Source organism: Nonomuraea endophytica (assembly GCF_014203235.1).
Lineage (GTDB): Bacteria > Actinomycetota > Actinomycetes > Streptosporangiales > Streptosporangiaceae > Nonomuraea > Nonomuraea endophytica.
Genome location: NZ_JACHIN010000020.1, coordinates 45,422 through 61,259, shown reverse-complemented (window position 1 = coordinate 61,259; position 15,838 = coordinate 45,422). Strand labels below are relative to the sequence as shown.

Annotated in this window: 16 protein-coding genes; 9 read left to right on the top strand and 7 right to left on the bottom strand. The window is 70.7% G+C overall.

Annotation, left to right across the window (positions count from 1 at the left end; genetic code table 11):
* The first annotated feature begins 129 nt into the window (after positions 1–129).
* From rox to HNR40_RS46745, 4 genes are all read left to right on the top strand, one after another.
* A complete protein-coding gene (gene rox / locus HNR40_RS46760; protein WP_184973523.1) occupies positions 130–1,608 on the top strand; it encodes a rifampin monooxygenase in 1,479 nt (492 codons plus the stop codon).
* A 133-nt stretch (positions 1,609–1,741) separates the two neighbouring features.
* Entirely contained in the window at positions 1,742–2,176 is a 435-nt protein-coding gene (locus tag HNR40_RS46755; RefSeq protein ID WP_184973521.1) for a hypothetical protein, read from the top strand.
* 290 nt (positions 2,177–2,466) lie between these two features.
* Positions 2,467–2,667 (top strand): hypothetical protein, encoded by a 201-nt coding sequence (locus HNR40_RS46750; RefSeq protein WP_184973520.1) that lies wholly within the window; start codon positions 2,467–2,469, stop codon positions 2,665–2,667.
* Positions 2,668–2,725: 58 nt separating this feature from the next.
* Positions 2,726–3,748: a hypothetical protein gene (locus HNR40_RS46745; RefSeq protein ID WP_184973518.1), complete on the top strand. Its 1,023-nt coding sequence runs from the start codon at positions 2,726–2,728 to the stop codon at positions 3,746–3,748.
* 127 nt (positions 3,749–3,875) lie between these two features.
* Here the strand turns inward: HNR40_RS46745 and HNR40_RS46740 are convergent, their stop codons facing one another.
* From HNR40_RS46740 to HNR40_RS46725, 4 genes are all read right to left on the bottom strand, one after another.
* Positions 3,876–4,757, bottom strand: a complete 882-nt coding sequence (locus tag HNR40_RS46740) for an alpha/beta fold hydrolase (RefSeq protein ID WP_221341670.1) — start codon at positions 4,755–4,757, stop codon at positions 3,876–3,878.
* A gap of 65 nt (positions 4,758–4,822) precedes the next feature.
* Positions 4,823–5,650 carry an alpha/beta fold hydrolase gene (locus tag HNR40_RS46735; protein WP_221341669.1) on the bottom strand — a complete coding sequence of 276 codons (828 nt, stop codon included), beginning with the start codon at positions 5,648–5,650 and terminating at the stop codon, positions 4,823–4,825.
* A gap of 79 nt (positions 5,651–5,729) precedes the next feature.
* On the bottom strand, positions 5,730–6,410 hold the full coding sequence (locus tag HNR40_RS46730; protein WP_184973516.1) for an alpha/beta fold hydrolase: 681 nt from the start codon (positions 6,408–6,410) through the stop codon (positions 5,730–5,732).
* A gap of 111 nt (positions 6,411–6,521) precedes the next feature.
* Positions 6,522–8,744, bottom strand: a complete 2,223-nt coding sequence (locus tag HNR40_RS46725; protein ID WP_281395844.1) for a helix-turn-helix domain-containing protein — start codon at positions 8,742–8,744, stop codon at positions 6,522–6,524.
* 170 nt (positions 8,745–8,914) lie between these two features.
* Here HNR40_RS46725 and HNR40_RS46720 point away from each other — a divergent pair, with 170 nt between their 5' ends.
* Positions 8,915–9,250, top strand: coding sequence for a helix-turn-helix domain-containing protein (locus HNR40_RS46720; protein WP_184973513.1), 336 nt, complete (start codon positions 8,915–8,917; stop codon positions 9,248–9,250).
* On the opposite strand, the gene HNR40_RS46715 is transcribed toward HNR40_RS46720, so the two are convergent.
* On the bottom strand, positions 9,192–9,440 hold the full coding sequence (locus HNR40_RS46715) for a hypothetical protein (protein WP_184973511.1): 249 nt from the start codon (positions 9,438–9,440) through the stop codon (positions 9,192–9,194). The two genes, HNR40_RS46720 and HNR40_RS46715, sit on opposite strands and share 59 nt — an antisense overlap.
* Before the next feature lie 62 nt (positions 9,441–9,502).
* Here HNR40_RS46715 and HNR40_RS46710 point away from each other — a divergent pair, with 62 nt between their 5' ends.
* The 4 genes from HNR40_RS46710 to HNR40_RS46695 all read left to right on the top strand — a co-directional run bounded on the left by HNR40_RS46710 (position 9,503) and on the right by HNR40_RS46695 (position 13,234).
* Positions 9,503–10,003 (top strand): tetratricopeptide repeat protein, encoded by a 501-nt coding sequence (locus HNR40_RS46710; protein ID WP_312896787.1) that lies wholly within the window; start codon positions 9,503–9,505, stop codon positions 10,001–10,003.
* 194 nt (positions 10,004–10,197) lie between these two features.
* Complete coding sequence (locus HNR40_RS46705) at positions 10,198–11,154, top strand: D-alanine--D-alanine ligase family protein (RefSeq protein ID WP_184973509.1); 957 nt, start codon at positions 10,198–10,200, stop codon at positions 11,152–11,154.
* Positions 11,151–12,530, top strand: a complete 1,380-nt coding sequence (locus HNR40_RS46700; protein WP_184973508.1) for a UDP-N-acetylmuramoyl-tripeptide--D-alanyl-D-alanine ligase — start codon at positions 11,151–11,153, stop codon at positions 12,528–12,530. Before HNR40_RS46705 ends, HNR40_RS46700 begins: the two co-directional genes overlap by 4 nt.
* A gap of 11 nt (positions 12,531–12,541) precedes the next feature.
* Complete coding sequence (locus HNR40_RS46695; RefSeq protein WP_184973506.1) at positions 12,542–13,234, top strand: aspartate/glutamate racemase family protein; 693 nt, start codon at positions 12,542–12,544, stop codon at positions 13,232–13,234.
* On the opposite strand, the gene HNR40_RS46690 is transcribed toward HNR40_RS46695, so the two are convergent.
* Positions 13,231–15,108 (bottom strand): ATP-binding protein, encoded by a 1,878-nt coding sequence (locus tag HNR40_RS46690; protein ID WP_184973505.1) that lies wholly within the window; start codon positions 15,106–15,108, stop codon positions 13,231–13,233. The genes HNR40_RS46695 and HNR40_RS46690 overlap by 4 nt on opposite strands.
* Positions 15,092–15,676: a D,D-peptidase/D,D-carboxypeptidase VanY-N gene (gene vanY-N, locus HNR40_RS46685; protein ID WP_184973503.1), complete on the bottom strand. Its 585-nt coding sequence runs from the start codon at positions 15,674–15,676 to the stop codon at positions 15,092–15,094. The genes HNR40_RS46690 and vanY-N overlap by 17 nt, the downstream gene beginning before the upstream one ends.
* Between the last annotated feature and the right edge of the window lie 162 nt (positions 15,677–15,838).

Genomic DNA, 15,838 nt, shown 5'->3' with positions numbered 1-15,838 from the left:
TGACGCCGCCCGAGGAGGTGAGACCCATGAACGCTGTATCGCTGTGGGTGCTCCCCCTTGCCGTCACGGCCGGGCGACTGACGTAGGTGTCGCCGGGAGCGCCTTACCAACTCCCGAAAGGCAACACCTATGCAGGTCACTCACACCTTCGACGTGATCATCGCCGGATGCGGGCCGACCGGTGCAATGCTGGCCGCCGAACTACGGCTGCACGATGTGCGGGTCCTCGTCCTGGACAAGGAAACCGAGCCCGCGTCGTTCGTGCGCATCGTCGGTCTGCACATTCGCAGTCTTGAGCTGATGGCGATGCGCGGGCTGCTGGAGCGCGTTCTCCCGCACGGAAGAAAGCGTCCGGCCGGTGGTTTCTTCGCCGCCATTCCCAAACCCGCGCCCGAGGGCCTGGATTCGGCGCACGCCTATTTGCTGGGCATCCCGCAGCCGGTCATCGTTCGATTGCTCGAAGAACATGCCATCGAACGGGGCGCGCAGGTCCGGCGGGGTCGTGCCGTCGCCCGATTCGAGCAGGACGACGACGGGGTGACCGTCGAACTGGCCGGCGGGGAACTGCTGCGTACGCGCTATCTCGTCGGCTGTGACGGCGCGCGCAGCACGGTGCGCAAACTGCTCGGCGTCGGCTTTCCCGGCGAGCCCGCACGGAACGACACGCTCATGGGTGAGATGAAAGTGGGCGTGCCGCAGGAGGAGATCGCCGCCACGGTGGCCGCCATCAGCGAGACCCCATTCTGGCTCCGACCCTTCGGCGAAGGGGTTTACAGCGTGGTGGTCCCGGCCTCGGGAGTCAGCGACCGCGCGGAACCGCCCACCCTCGACGATTTCCGGCAACAGTTGCGTGCCATCGCCGGAACCGATTTCGGCGTCCACTCCCCGCGCTGGCTTTCCCGCTTCGGCGATGCCACCCGGCTGGCCGAACGTTATCGGGTCGGCCGGGTGCTGCTGGCCGGGGATGCGGCGCACATCCATCCGCCCATCGGCGGTCAGGGACTCAACCTGGGCGTTCAGGACGCGTTCAACCTCGGCTGGAAACTGGCCGCGCAGATTCTCGGCTGGGCGCCGGAACCACTGCTGGACACCTACCAGGCCGAACGCCATCCGGTCGCCGAGGACGTGCTGGACAACACCCGCGCCCAGAAGGAACTCCTGTCCGCCGAACCGGGCCCTCGGGCCGTGCGCAGGCTGCTCACCGAACTGATGGACTTCGACGAGGTGAACCGCCATATGATCGAGAAGATCACCGCGATCGGCATCCGCTACGACTTCGGCGCAGGCCCCGACCTGGTCGGCCGCCGCCTGCGCGACGTCACCCTGAAACAGGGGAGCCTGTACGGCCGGCTGCATCGCGGCCGTGGCCTGCTGCTGGACCGCACCGAACGCCTGACCGTCGGCGGCTGGTCAGATCGGGTCGACCACCTCGCGGATCCCACTGCGGGGCTGGATGTCCCGTGTGTCCTGCTCCGCCCCGACGGCCACGTCGCCTGGATCGGCGACGATCAGCGGGCCCTGGACGAGCACCTCTCCCGCTGGTTCGGCAAGCCCACCGGAAGCGGGCCAGGAACTGGAGCCGAGAAGGATCCGTTCATGGAGGTGTGACGAAGGACGAGGGCAGGTAGTGGGGGGAAGGGCGGCACGGTCGTCTCGGAAGCCGTTTCAGGCAAGGAGACGGGAGCCGTTACCGGTCTGGGCATCGCGTGGCATCGTCGGCAGGCTTGTCGGGCTGATCTTTGTGATCATCGGGCTGGGCGTCGTGGGCGTTGCCCTCCTTCACGTGGGCGAGGAGATCCGGGCGTCTCGCGGCGAAGGCAGCATGGGCGCCTTCGTCGCCCGGGAGCTGGACTGTTCGGGTCGTGGGCCGTGTGAGTGGCGCGGAAAGTTCACCAGCGACGACGGCGCCATCGTCAAACACGACGTGTGGCTCCATGGCCGCTCCGCGGATGAGCTGAGTCCCGATGCCCAAACCCCGGCGCTCCTCGCCGGCACCTCTGGAAACGTCTATGCGCCGGGCACATCCCAGCTGTTCCTTACGATCTTTCTGCTGCCTCTGGTGGGCATGGTCCTGGCCGTCATGGGCGTCGCATTTCTGTTCCCTCGCGCGCTGCAACGATTCCTTCGTTACGCGACCCGGCCGATCACACGCGCGATCGCGGCTCGTCGAGGGTGAGGCTTGGCACGGCCTACTTGGGCCAGAACCAGCCACCGCGCGCGTGCGTCCATCAAATCGGGGTAACGTGATGGCATGCGAATCAAGTCGTACAAGTACTTGATCCCCAATGCCCACCCCCTGGTCTGTGTGCTGGCGTTCACCGTCAGCCTCTGACAGCGGAGAACGGCAGGCCCTGCCGTGGCCCTAGGCGAGAGGCACGCCTTTGAGCAGCCAGCCGGCTGCCGACGAACCTAAGAGGCCGAACCTCTTAGCCCTCTCAGTGCCATTCGCGAGCAAGGGCCGATTTCATGATCGTGATGAACGCCACCTGGCAGCGCGTCGCGCTCGGCGGGCTTCTGGTATTTCCCCTGGCCCTGGTCATTCTTCTGATGACTCCGGCCTTCCTGGTGCTGCCGTTCTTCACGGCTGGCCGGGAGTTCATTCTCAAGCTCGTGGACAGGATCACCACATGGGCACGCGTCATCGCCCCGAAGAGCGACGCCGCGTGACGACACAAGGCTCGAACTTTTCCTACGAAAGGCGCGTCTCACTCTCATGGGATTATGGTTGCGCGGCACCGCTGCGGTCGTCGCCTTTGTCGTCGCCACAGGGCCGGCCCACGCAGCGGCGCCGACCGATCAGTGGAAGGTCGTTCACCACGATCGCCGCGACTCCTACGACGCGGTCACGGTGACTCCGGGTGGGGCGGTCTGGGTCGCCGGGACCAGGCTCTCGGAGCCGCTCCTGCTGAAGGGCGGCCGGCGGGTCAAAGGGCCGGGCTTCCGGGTGAAACGGCTGACGTCGGCCTCCGACACCAGGGTCTGGGCGTTCGGGGCGTCGCGCTACGCCCGCTGGGACGGCAAGCGCTGGCAGGTCAAACGATGGAGTCACGGCCGGGTGGATCGGGCGTACGCGATCGGCCAGAACCTGTGGGTCATCGAGAACTCCAACGTGTTCCCATCGGCCGGCAAGGCTGGATGGAAGGCGCGGTCCACGTTGCGGCGGCTGGTCGGGTCGGCGTGGCGCAAGGTCCCGACGCCGATCGTGGTCAAGGGGCTCGACGGCAAGTGGGCGGCGGGGTCGGTGCGGGGCACGGCGGCTCTGGCCCGCTGGAACGGCAAGGACTGGCGCGCGGTCGCACTTCCGGCGATTCCCTCCGCCCACCCGGGCCAGATCTCGGAGCTGACGGATGTCGCGGTCGACGGTGAGACCGCCCGGGTGATGGCGGTCGGCTGGGTCGCCTGGCCGTGCGGCGCCGGGAATCGCTCCTTCTGTGGTGAGACTCTGCTGCTGTCCGGCTATCTGGGCAGCATGAAATACGAGGTCCGCACTGAACCGGGCATCCAGCCGCGCGCCCAGGCGGAGCCCGACGGCAGAGGCGGCGCCTGGGTCGTCTACGACGCCAAGGGCGGAGGCAGCGCGTACCTGCACATCGGCCCCGACAGCGTCGAGCCGGGCGCCTTTCCGGCTTCACCGAGCCGGAACGCGTCCGTCCGCGACCTCGCCAACCAGCTGGGGAGCCGTACCGTCTGGGCGGTCGGCACGGCGCCCTCTGGCCGTGGCGGTGTCATCTGGTCGTACGGCCGCTGAGCGATCAAGCAGCCGTTTGACCTTCAAGGTCAAACGGCTGCTTGACTTTAGCGGTGCGGGCGGAGAACCACTCCATCGTCGAGGTCGAACCCCGGCTGACCGACATTCTGAGCGCCCTTCTGTCCGGTTACGCCACCGCGGGCCGGTCGCGCGTGAACTGAGCGATCGCGGAGGCGAAGGCGGCGGGTTGTTCGAGGTGTCCCATGTGCCCGCTGTCGTGCAGGAGGACGAACTCGGAGTGCGTCATGCCCTCATGCAGCATCCGCCCCCAGCGGGGAGCGCAGATGAAGTCGTGGGCACCGCTGATGATCAACGCGGGTGTGCGGATGGTGCCCAGTTTGTCGCGGACGTCGAAGGGCGGTTCGGCGGCGCGCATCGGGCTGATCCAGGCGCGCAGTCCGGCCCGGAGCGGGGCGAGGTCCGCCTCGTGCGCCCAGTAGTCGGCGAAGTAGGCGGGCAGGACCGCGCGCAGGCCCTCGGTGGCGGACTCGTTGTCGGTGGCGGCCAGAGTCTGGCGGAACGCCCCGGGGATGCCGGCGGCCTCGGGCCGGCCGGGATGGCGTTCCGGGAAGCTGTCGAGGTTGGCCAGCGCCTGGTTCCAGAACTCCTCGCCGGTGCGGGGCGAGGTGTCGTAGAGGATCAGGCCGGCCAGCGTGTCAGGGTGGGCCAGCGCGTAGTGCTGCGCGACGAAGCCACCGTGGGAGTGGCCGAGCAGGAACGGGCGCGATACGCCCAGATGCTCCACGAGGCCGTGCAGAAACTGGGCGTAGGTGCCGATGCGGTAGTCCTGAGGACCGGCCAGGTGCCCGGAACCGCCGGTGCCGACCGGCTCCAGGTAGACAAGCGTCAGATGCCGCTCCAGGTACGGCATGCGCAGATACTCCCAGCCAAGGCCGGGACCGCCCGGGTGAACGAGGCACACGGGACCGGTGCCGGCGACGTGGTAACGCTGCAGGACGCCCCGGATGGTCACGGTGTGCGCGCCGGGCGGCAGCGGGTCAGGGCTCACAAGCGGGCTCCTCAAGGGGAGAGTGCCGCCCCGGGGAATCGAGGGCGGCACTCAGGCGGAGAAACTCAGTCGACGGCGTGGATCGCGTCCTTGATGACGCGGGTCACCAGGCCGGGCCGGCTCATCATCGGCACGTGTGAGGCGCCCTTGGCCTCGTACACCTTGGACTTCGCGCGCTTGTAGAAGAAGCGCTCCAGGGCCGGCGGGATGGCCTTGTCCTCGGTGGCGACCAGCGCCCAGGACGGGATGGTGCGCCAGGCGGCGCCGGCGGTGACGTCGGTGTAGGAGGAGGCGGCGAACGGGCGCTGCGTGGCCTGCATCAGCCGGGTGGTGGAGACGGGCAGGTCGGCGGCGAAGGCGGCGCGGAACTTGTCCGGCTTGAGGTACAGGTCGACGCCGGTGCTGCCGTCGGCGTTGGCGTAGGGCACCTCGCGCACGGAGTCGGGGATCTGGCTGCCGGGGAACTTGCCGAACAGGTCGATGAGCTTCTCGCCCTCGTCGGGCGCCATCGCGGCGATGTAGACCAGCGCCCTGACGTTGTCGACGCCGACCGCGGCGTTGGTGATGACCGCGCCGCCGTAGGAGTGGGCGACCAGGACGATCGGACCCTCGACGGACTTCAGGACACTGTTGATGTACGCCGCGTCCGTGGGGATGCCGCGCAGCGGGTTGGCGGGGGCGATCGTCTTGTAGCCGTCGCGCTGGAGGCGCTCGATCACGCTGTTCCAGCCGGAGGCGTCGGCGAACCCGCCGTGCACCAGCACGACAGTGGGCTTGACACCGGAAGCCGTGGAAGCCGCGGTCGCGGACGGTACGGCGAGCAGCGCGGCGGCCAGACCACCGGCGACAGCGGCGAAGGCAAGACGGCGCGGCAGAGCGATAGGACGGTTCACAACAGTCTCCAAGAAACGGGGGGTAGGGAGAAAGGAGGACGCGGCGCTCTCCAGCGGAGCGCCGCGTATGGGCTCCAGGTCAGGCGGCGGCCTGACGGATGAGGTCGGCCACCGTCGCGGCCTGCGAGACGTAGATCGCGTGGCTGCCGACGGCTTCGACGACGGTCGCTCCGGCGCGCTCGGCCATGGCCCGCTGGGCGGGCGGCGGGATCATGCGGTCGTCGGTGGCCACCAGGTACCAGGACGGCTTGTGCCGCCAGGCCGGCTCGGTGACCGCGCCGCCGAGAGCGTTGACACCCCAGGGCACCTGGGAGTCGGCCATGAACGCGGCCGCCTGAGCGGGCAGGTCGGCGGCGAAGGAGGCGGCGAACTTCTCGCGGTCGAGGAAGAGGAAGCCGTCGACGGGAGGCAGGATCGGCGGCACCGGGGCCCCGGGCGGCGGGTCGGCGATCAGGGTGTTGACCGACTCGCCCTTGTCGGGGGCGAACGCGGCGATGTAGGCCAGCGCCGCGACGTTGGGGTGGGTGCCGGACTCGCTGATGACGACGCCGCCGTAGGAGTGACCGACCAGCACAGCGGGGCCGTCCAGGCCGTCCAGGGTCCGGCGGGTCACCGCGACGTCGTCCTCCAGCGACAGCGTGGGGTTCTGCACCACGTGGACGCGGAAGCCGTCCCTGGTCAGCTCGTCATAGACGCCCTGCCATCCGGACCCGTCCACGAACCCACCGTGCACGAGCACGATGTTCTTGATGGTTGCCATGGTCGCTCCTGACCTGGTGGAACAGGCCCAGCGCCTGTCCCTGTGCCCTCCATCCAACTCGCGGTGAAGGGCCCGGACCACGCAGAACAGCATGCAGAACTTCCGCGCGTGTCAGGTCGCCCCCGCCGCCAGGGCGCGGCACCGGTCAGCCGATTCGGCGTCGCCGGTCGCCTCGAACAGTTCGGCCGCGCGCGCGTAGGCGTGGCGGCTCTCGCCGGTTCTGCCCTCCTCGGCCAGGACGATCGCGAGCCGCTGCTGGCTGCGGGCGTACGATCCGGACGGGGGCTGCCGCTCGAAGAGGGTGTTGGCCTCGGTGTACTTCTCGATCGCCGCGGCCCGGCGGCCGAGCAGTTCCAGGCACAGGCCGGCGCCCGCCAAGGCGTTCGGCAGGCTGAGCGCCGCGATGCTCGGTGTCATCCCGGATCCCTCGTCGCCGGTCAGCGCCGCCATCTCCAGGTAGAGCTCCAGGGCCGCGGCGTAGTCGCCCTCGCCGCGCCGGCACTCGCCGATCGTGCCGAGACACTGGCAGTAGACGTCGACGTCGCCGGCGGTCTTGAACAGCCGCGCCGCCTCCGAGACCGGCTCGACGGCTTCACCGAACCTTCCCAGGCGCATGAGCGCGCGGCCGTGGTGCATGTGCGCCCAGGCGAGCTGCGGCGGCCTGGCACCCTTCTTCGTGGCCAGGTCCAGGGCCTCGACCGCGTAGCGCAGCATGGTTTCCGGGTCGGGCGGCGGAACCATGTGAAGCTGGGCCAGATGGGTCAGCTGAGGGGCCTGGTACGCGGGATCGTCCAGGGCGGTGGCGGCCTCCGCGCCGAGCGTGAAGACCTCCTGCCAGTAGGGCCAGTGCATCCACCGGCCGGAGAACCAGCGCATGGACTCGGCGCAGTCGAGTACGACGGAGTGCAGGCCGCTGGCCGCCGCCTGCCGCAGTGCGCCCAGCCAGTTGCCGGCGTTCTCGTGCAGCCAGCGCTCGGCCTCGTCCGGGGAGGACAGGTGGGTGTCCGGGCGGTCGGGCCGGGCGTAGGCGGGTTCGAACCACCGTCCGGCCGTGGTGGCCGTCTGAAGCAGCCAGGCCGTCATCCGTTCCGCCAGGGCGTCGCGGTCTTCCGCCGGTTCCTCCTCTTTCAGGCGATCGCGGGCGAACAGCCGTACCAGATCATGGAAGCGGTAGCGGCCGGACGTGCTGTCCTGCAGGAGGCCGAGGTCGACGAGGTCGTCGAGCGCGTCCCAGGCGTCCGCGACCGGGACGCCGCCGAGCACGGCGGCGAGGTCGGCGTCGAAGTCGCGGCCCGGCACCAGGGACAGACGGCGGAAGACCTGCTGCGAGAGACTGGCCAGTTGCTGGTAGGACATGCCGAACGCGGTCGCGATCTTGAGGTCGCCGGCCCTGAACTGGTCCAGGCGCCGCTCCTCGTCCGCCAGCCGGTCGGCGAACTCCGCGACGGGCCAGTTGGGGCGGCTGACCAGGCGGTTGCCCACGATCCGCAGGGCCAGCGGCAGTCCCGCGCAGAACTCGGCGAGCTCGCCGATCGCCGATTCACCGTCCGACGACCCGCGCCTGCCCACGATCCCGGTGAGCAGCTCGGCCGCTTCGTCCGGCGGCAGCGGGCCGAGGCTCAGCCGGTGCACCCCCTCCAGCCCGGCCAGCAGCCGCCGGCTCGTGGCCAGTACGCGGCTGCTGCCTCCGCCGGGCAGCAGCGGGCGTAGCTGCTCCTCCGACGCGGCGTTGTCCAGCACGACCAGCACCCGCCGTTCCCGAAGCAGCGAACGGTAGAGCGAGGCACGCTCCAAGGGAGCGGGAGGCATGTCCCGGTCGGTGGTGCCGAGCGCGCGCAACAGCAGCGTCAGGGCGTCCTGCGCGGGAAGGGGCTGGGCGGACATGCCGAACAGGTCGACGAACAACACCCCGTCGGTGAAGTTCGGCCGCAGCACATGGGCGGCACGGACGGCGAACGTGGTCTTGCCCAGCCCCGCCGCGCCCGTGATCAGCGCCACGCCGGCCGCGCCCGGCGTGTCACCGGCGCGCATGAAGTCGTCCGCCCAGGCCAGCTCGGCGGCGCGCCCGGTGAAGTCGTCCACCGAGCGGGGCAGCTCGGCCAGGCCGGTCGGCCGCGTCCAGTGATCGCGCAGCCGGCCCTCCCGCGCCCAGTCGATGAGCCGCTGGCTGTCCTCCTCCCCCAGCGAGAGCGCCCGCGCCAGCGCGACGACGGTCCGGTGCTGGGGGCCGGTGCTGCGCCCGCGCTCCATGTCGGACACCGTTCTGGCACTGACGCCCGAGGCCTCGGCCAGTTGTTCCAGCGTCAGCCGCGCCGCGCGCCGATGCCGGCGCAGCGCCTCCGCGAAGCTGGCTGGGGTGGAAATGGGGCACTCCTCACCGAGCGACTCCGACGCTTCGGGGCCGTATCGCCATATTCTGCCAAATCTCCTGATCTTGCCGGAAGTGATGACACCGGCAAGATGCGAGAGGAGAGCCGAGGTTCTGTGCCCCGCGGCCAGGTCTCATGGAGCTCCGGAGGCACGACGGAGGGCCGGCCGAGCGGGGCCGCACCGAACTGCGCGCGGCCGGAGAGAGCCGCCCCGCCCGGCAGGACGCCGCCGACCTGGTCGAACGGCTCACGCCGCAGGAACTCCAGGTGGCCGCGCTGGTCGCGGACGGGCTGAGCAACCGGGCCATCGGCGCCCGCCTGTTCCTCAGCCCGCGAACCGTCGGCTACCACCTGTCCAACGCCTATCCCAAACTCGGCATCTCCTCCCGGACCGAACTCGCCGGACTCGACCTCACCCATCGGTCCGGACCCGGCGCAGCAGGCCCGCCCCGACCGCCAGGCACACCATGATCACCGCGCTGAGGCCGGCGACCGTGTTCAGCCCGCGCATGAACGCCTCCCGCGCCACCCCCTCCAGCAGCCCACCCGGTACGGCCGGCGCCGCCGTACCCGCTGTCGCAGCGCGATAGACCGCGGCCCCGACACTGCCCATCAGCGCGATCCCCAGAGCGGCGCCGAGCTCGGCCCCGGTCTCCGCCATGGCCGCGGCCGACCCGGCCTTCTCCCCCGGCGCGGCGCCGACGATCGGAGCAGTTCGCCGAGGTGGGCCTGGGCCTGTCCGCCCGGCGACGCGGTGACCTCGACACCGCCGAGCGGCACCTGCGCGCCTGGCTGGACTGGTGCCGCCAGTGGCAGGGCGATCCCGGCGCCGCGCTCATCCTGGCAGAACTGGGCTTCGTCGCCGAACTCCGCGGCGACCCCGAAACCGCCCTCGACCTGCACCGGGAGGGGCTGGAGGCGGCCCTGGCCACTTCTGACAAGCGCGCCGTGGCGCTCGCCCTGGAAGGGCTCGCCGGAGCGTACGCGGGCGCGGGCGACCACCGGACGGCTGCCCGCCTCCTGGGCGCCGGGTCAGCGGCCCGTGACGCGGTGAACGCTCCGTTGCCGGCGGGCGAGCGCGGCGACGTCGACCGCATCACCGCCGCCGCCCGGCGCGCCCTGGGGGCGGACGCCTTCGCCGACGAGTTCACCAAGGGCCGTTTGGAGGCCGCCGACGCGCCCATCACCGCCCTCCACCCCCCGGGCCAGAAGAGTCGCCCGTAACAGGAACAGCACGACTGCCGCCTCTTCCCGGTCCGGTCAGAACATCTGTCCAAGTGAACGCCTGGAACTGGACGGCGAATGGCCTGGGAAATGGCGGGCCGGAGACACGACACTCGGCAGGCTGGGCCGGCGGACGGTGAACACCGTGTCGCCGGCCGCGCTGTCTCCATGCCGGTGAGGAAGGCTGATCGATCGTGACCGAACGCGTACGCGTGGCTGTGCTGGCGGGTGGGCCCTCGGCAGAGCACGAGGTGTCGCTGCAGTCGGCGCACGCCGTGCTCGACGCTCTGCCGAAGGATCTGTACGAGCCCGTCCCCGTCATCATCGACCGGCAGGGCAGGTGGCCGGTGGAACTGCGACGCGATCGGGTGGACGTGGTCTTCCCCGTGCTGCACGGGCCGTTCGGCGAGGACGGCGTCGTCCAGGGGCACCTGCGGACGCTGGGCATCCCGTACGTGGGCTGCGGCGTCCTGGCCTCGGCCGTGGCCATGGACAAGGTCGCGATGCGGCGTGCCTTCCTGGCGGAGGGCATTCCGGTCACGCCGCATGTGTGGTTCACGGCGCACGAATGGCGTACCTCCACCGACCACTGGGGTCTGGTGAAATCACTCGACTGGCCGATGTACGTCAAGCCGGCGAGCATGGGCTCCTCCATCGGCATCTCCCGGGTCACCTCCATGGAGGAACTGCGCGCGGGCGTGGATCTGGCGCTGGCCTACGACCGGGTGGTCATCGTCGAGCAGGAGGTGAACGCGCGCGAGCTCATCTGCGGCGTGCTCGGCGACCATGACACTCCGGACGCTTCGGTGCCGGGCGAGCTCATCGTGCCCGGCGACTGGCTCGACTACGAGGCCAAATACCTCAGCCAGGCAGAGATCGCCACCATCCCCGTGGTGCTGCCGGAACGCGTGGACGAGGAGGTGCGTGAGCTGTCGCTGCGCGCCTTCCGGGCGATCGGCGGCTACGGCCTGTCCCGGGTCGACTTCCTCTACGAGGAGGACACCGGGCGCGTGTACGTGCTGGAGATCAACACCATGCCCGGCTTCACCGCCCGCTCGGTCTACGCGCGGGCGTGGGCCGCGAGCGGTGTCCCGTACCCGGAGCTGCTGCGCCGCCTCATCGACCTCGCGTTCGCCAGGAGCGGCTCATGATCCCCATGACGCTGGACACGATCGCGCAGGTCGTCGGCGCCCGCCTGCACGACGTGCCCGACCCGCGGGCGCTGGTGACGGGGGCCTCGGCGGTCGACTCCCGTGAGGTGGTGCCCGGCGGCCTGTTCGTCGCGACCGCCGGCGCGCATGTGGACGGTCACGACTACGCGGCCGCCGCCATCGCGGCGGGCGCCGTCGCCGTGCTCGCCTCCAGGCCCGTCGGCGTGCCCGCGCTCGTGGTCGAGGACGTGCAGCTCGCGATCGGATTGCTGGCCAAGCACGTGCTCGAACACCTCAGCCCGGCCGTGATCGGCCTGACCGGCTCCGTGGGCAAGACCACGACCAAGGACCTGCTGGCCCAGGTGCTCGAACGGCATGCCGCGACGGTCGCCACCGACAGGTCGTTCAACAACGAGCTGGGGCTGCCGCTCACCGTGCTGCGCGCCGATGCCACCACCCGCTACCTGGTGCTGGAGATGGGCGCGGGACGGAAGGGCGACCTGACGTACCTGACCGGGCTCGCACCGCCCCACCTCGGGCTGGTGCTCAACGTCGGCACCGCGCACGTGGAACGCCTGGGAACCGGGCCCGCCGACATCGCCGAGGCCAAGGGCGAGCTGGTCGAGGCGCTCCCGGCGAACGGGTTCGCGCTGCTCAACGCCGACGACCGGTATGTCATGAGCATGGCCGTCCGTACAAAGGCCCAGATCATGTTGTACGGCAGGCCGCGGGAGGCCCACGTGCGCGCCGAAGACGTGCGGATGGCCGATCGCGCGCGGGCCGCGTTCACGTTGGTGACGCCCTCCGGACGTGCCCCGGTCGAGCTGGACCTCATCGGCGAGCACCAGGTGAGCAACGCCCTGGCGGCCGCGGCCGTCGCCACCGCGCTCGGCCTGGGCGCCGCCGAGATCGCCGACGGGCTGAACGCCGCACGACGGCGCTCGGCGGGCCGGCTGGAGATCGTCGAACGGCCTGACGGCGTCACCGTCGTCAACGACGCCTACAACGCCAGCCCCGAATCCATGCGGGCCGGGCTGCGGGCGGTGAAGGCCCTGGCGGGCGCCCGCCGTACCGTGGCCGTGCTCGGCGCGATGGGGCAGCAGGCGGACGCCTCCCGCGCCCGGCACGCGGAGATCGGCCGGCTCGTCGCCGACCTCGGCTTCGGCGTGCTGATCGCGGTCGGAGCGGGGGATCCGCTCGCGCTGGCGGAGGCCGCGGAGTCCGCGAAGCGGGGCGTGGCCGTCCACACCGCCGATGACGTGGCCGACGCTCTCAGGCTGGCCACCGCGCTGCTCGAACCGGGGGACGTGGTGTTCGTCAAGGCCTCCAGCGAGATCGGCCTCGATGTCTGCGCCCGCGCCCTGGCCATTCTGTGAAACGGAGTTCCATGCGCACGATCGGTCTCATCGGCGGCTTGAGCTGGGAATCGACAGTGGTCTACTACCAGATCATCAACCAGCGGGTACGCGAGCGGCTCGGCGGCAGCCATTCCGCCAACAGCCTGATCTGGTCGGTCGACTACACGACCGTCGAGGATCTCATCTTCGCCGACCGCTGGGGGGAGGTGAGCACGTTGCTGACCGGCGCGGGCCGCAGCCTGGAGGATGCCGGCGCCGACCTGCTGCTCGTCTGCAGCAACACGTTCAGCCGGGTCAGCGACGACGTGGAGCGGGCGGTGAGCGTCCCGGTGCTGCACATCGCCGACATCCTGGGCGCCGAGATCCGCGCCAGGGGCATGCGCAGGGTCGGCCTGCTGGGCACCCGCTTCACCATGGAGGAGCCCTTCTACCGGGATCGGCTGGCCGCCCATGGCCTCGACGTGGTCGTCCCCCGGCGTGAGCAGCGGGAACTGGTCCATCGGGTGATCTTCGAAGAACTGGTGCGCGGGGTGCTCAGCGACGCGTCCAGGGATGCGTACACCAAGATCATCCATGACCTCGCCGACGACGGCGCTGAAGGCGTCATCCTCGGCTGCACGGAGATCGAGCTGCTGATCAGCGACAAGGACAGCCCCATTCCGGTGTTGCCGAGCGCCCGGCTGCACGCGGAGGCGGCGGCCGGCTTCGCGCTCGCCGACTAGGCGCCGTACAGCTCCCGGTGCCACAGGTCGGCGCGGACGCGTTCGATTCCGGCGGTCAGGTGGCGGCGGTAGGTGGTGAGGGGGAGGCCGAGGCGTTCGGCGGCCAGTTCCTGGGTGGGGGTGCCGCTCCGGAACGTGACGGTGAGCGCCCGGTGGAACTTGGCCGAGCGCGGGTCCTCACGCAGGTCGTCGATGGCCCGGCGGAGCAGGTCGCCCAGTGCCGTGGCCGGGTTCTCCCCGGCCCCCTCGGCGATCAGCCTGGTACGCGTCAGCGGGGAGGCGGCCAGCGCGTCCTTGCGTGACAGGTGGCGCAAGGCCTGGCGAACCGCCTCGGCGAACTCCGCCCGGGAGAGCACCGCCAGTGTCGCGACGGCGTCGGGCGGCTGGTTCATCCCCTGCAGCCACGCCCGCGCCGGCACCGCGCGCCAGTCGTGCGCGAACAGGGTGTGGGCGTCGTCGGAGATGTCACGCATCCCGTAACGCTCGGCGTCCTCGATGTAGGACCATGCCAACCGGTCGGAGCGCAGGCAGTTGCCGATCACCCGCCACCGGATCAGATCCGTCACCGGCGAGTTCCCGCGATACGGGGGCAGCGTCCATGTGCGGCCGACCGCCACATGTTCACCGGCGCGCAGCGGCGTGGTGGCACGGGCGTGCGCCCATGCCTTGGCCACGATGGGGTCGGCCGCCAGCTCCTCCTCGTCTAGCTCCGCCAGCCGCAGCCACGCGGCGAAGGCCACGGGCTCGCCGGTTTCGGTCCGCCGATACAGCCGGAACGCCTCCGGCTGACGTTCCGCCCAGAAGGCCGCGGCGCCCTCCTGGAGGAGCGTGCCGATGTCTGCCTCTCGCATGACGTCCTCCCGGAACTCGCCCGGGTCGTCGCGGTCGGCCGGCGTTCTGTCGTCGCGGTGCGGGTAGAGCAGTGCCGCCACCGCGCCGGGCACGTCCGCGTCGCTCACCGTGCGCACTCTGTCGGCCAGATGCGCATGGACACGGTCGCGCATCGCCGCGTACCCCTGGGGATCGCGCCATCGCAGGTCCGCTTCCAGGACCTCCCGCACCACGTCGTCGGGGAACAGTCCGTACCTGCTCGACCGCATGAACGGCAACCGCCGCAGCCACCGGAACAACGTCCCGGCGTCCTGCGGGAGGGTCGCCCGCAGCAGGTCCTCGGTGGTCGTGTAGGCGTGCGCGCAGATCTCCAGGGCGTGCCGGTGCGCCGCCGAAGGCAGCTCGCCCACCAGCTGATCCAGCAACGTGGCCACCATGTCCTGGTTTGGCCTCCACCGCCGGCCGTCCTTCACCGTCACGGCCGCCCCCAGCAGCAGCGCGAGCGGATGACCGCCGGCGAAGGCCAGCAGCGGCCCGCGCGACTCGGCCGGCACCCCGCCGGCGTCCATCAGGGCCTGTGCGTCTCCTGGCCGCAGGTCACCGAGCGGCAGCACCTGCAGCGCCCCCGCCCAGCCCGGATCCGCCTGCCAGCGCAGGTCCGGCGGGTTCCGGCCGGCGATCACCACCAGGGCGCCCACGGGCAGGCGCGGCAGGAACCGCTCGCGCAGCCATCCCTCCAAGCCCTGCTCGACGTCGTCGACCAGCAGCACAGCGTCCGCATCGTAGGGAACCAGGTCGGCCTCCAGCGTGTCCCCGTCCACCAGGGAGACCGGCCGGCCCGCCGCCGCGGCCTCGTGCGCGAACCTGCGCAACAGGGCCGTCTTTCCGATTCCTCCGGGACCGTGGACATAGAGAACGCTGCTGCCGCCGTACAACGCCTTGTTGAAGGCCGCTAGTTCTTCCTCGCGTCCCACGAACGCCAGCTCGCGCGCCGCTCGCAGGCGCCGGCCGAGCAGCCCGGACTTGTTACTCGCCGCTGACATACCGGTTACCGTTCTCGCTCGCGTAGCGCACGCCGGGGTGGGGTCGTCGTCGTGGCGGCATGCCGCCGTACTCCGGGTGGTGCTCGAAGTGCCACCACTCGTTGTCGTACATGCGGTAGAGGTCGTAGCGGGCGCCGTGCTCCTCCAGCCAGCGCGCGCCCTCGTGCGGGCGTACGTCCAGCGCGATGCCCTGGACGTGGCAGGACTCCGCCGGTGGTAGCACGAGCATGCGGGCCAGGGCCGGGGAGCCGGTGCGGCGTACCTCGTCGTCGAACATCCGCTGCTGGACAAGGGGATCGCGGTGGCCCGACGTGAGGCCGATGAGCTGGCCGTACCGCCAGAACGCCTCGGTGCGCGCCGCCGTGAACGCCGCGAGGGCGCCCTCGGTGAGCCCGGTGAGATCCTCGGCCGGGAAGCGCATCCACAACGCCCAGCCGCAGGCCCGTTCGCGGGCCCGGCCGGGGGCGCGGAGGAGTGCCACGGGCAGCAGGAGTACGGCGAGCACCTGTGTGACCACGGCGAACAGCCGATCTCGGGGCCGGGATGGGATGGTGCGTGGTTCGTTCATGACGAACTACGATTGGCGCCGAATGTGAGTGCGTCGTCTGCCGATTGTCACCGTTTGACGACGGCGACCACCCGTCGGCGACCGTGACACAACGATGACATGCCGCGGACGGGGCGGGGACATGGCCGGCCGACAGTGGATGGAGTTGACCGGCGAACGAGT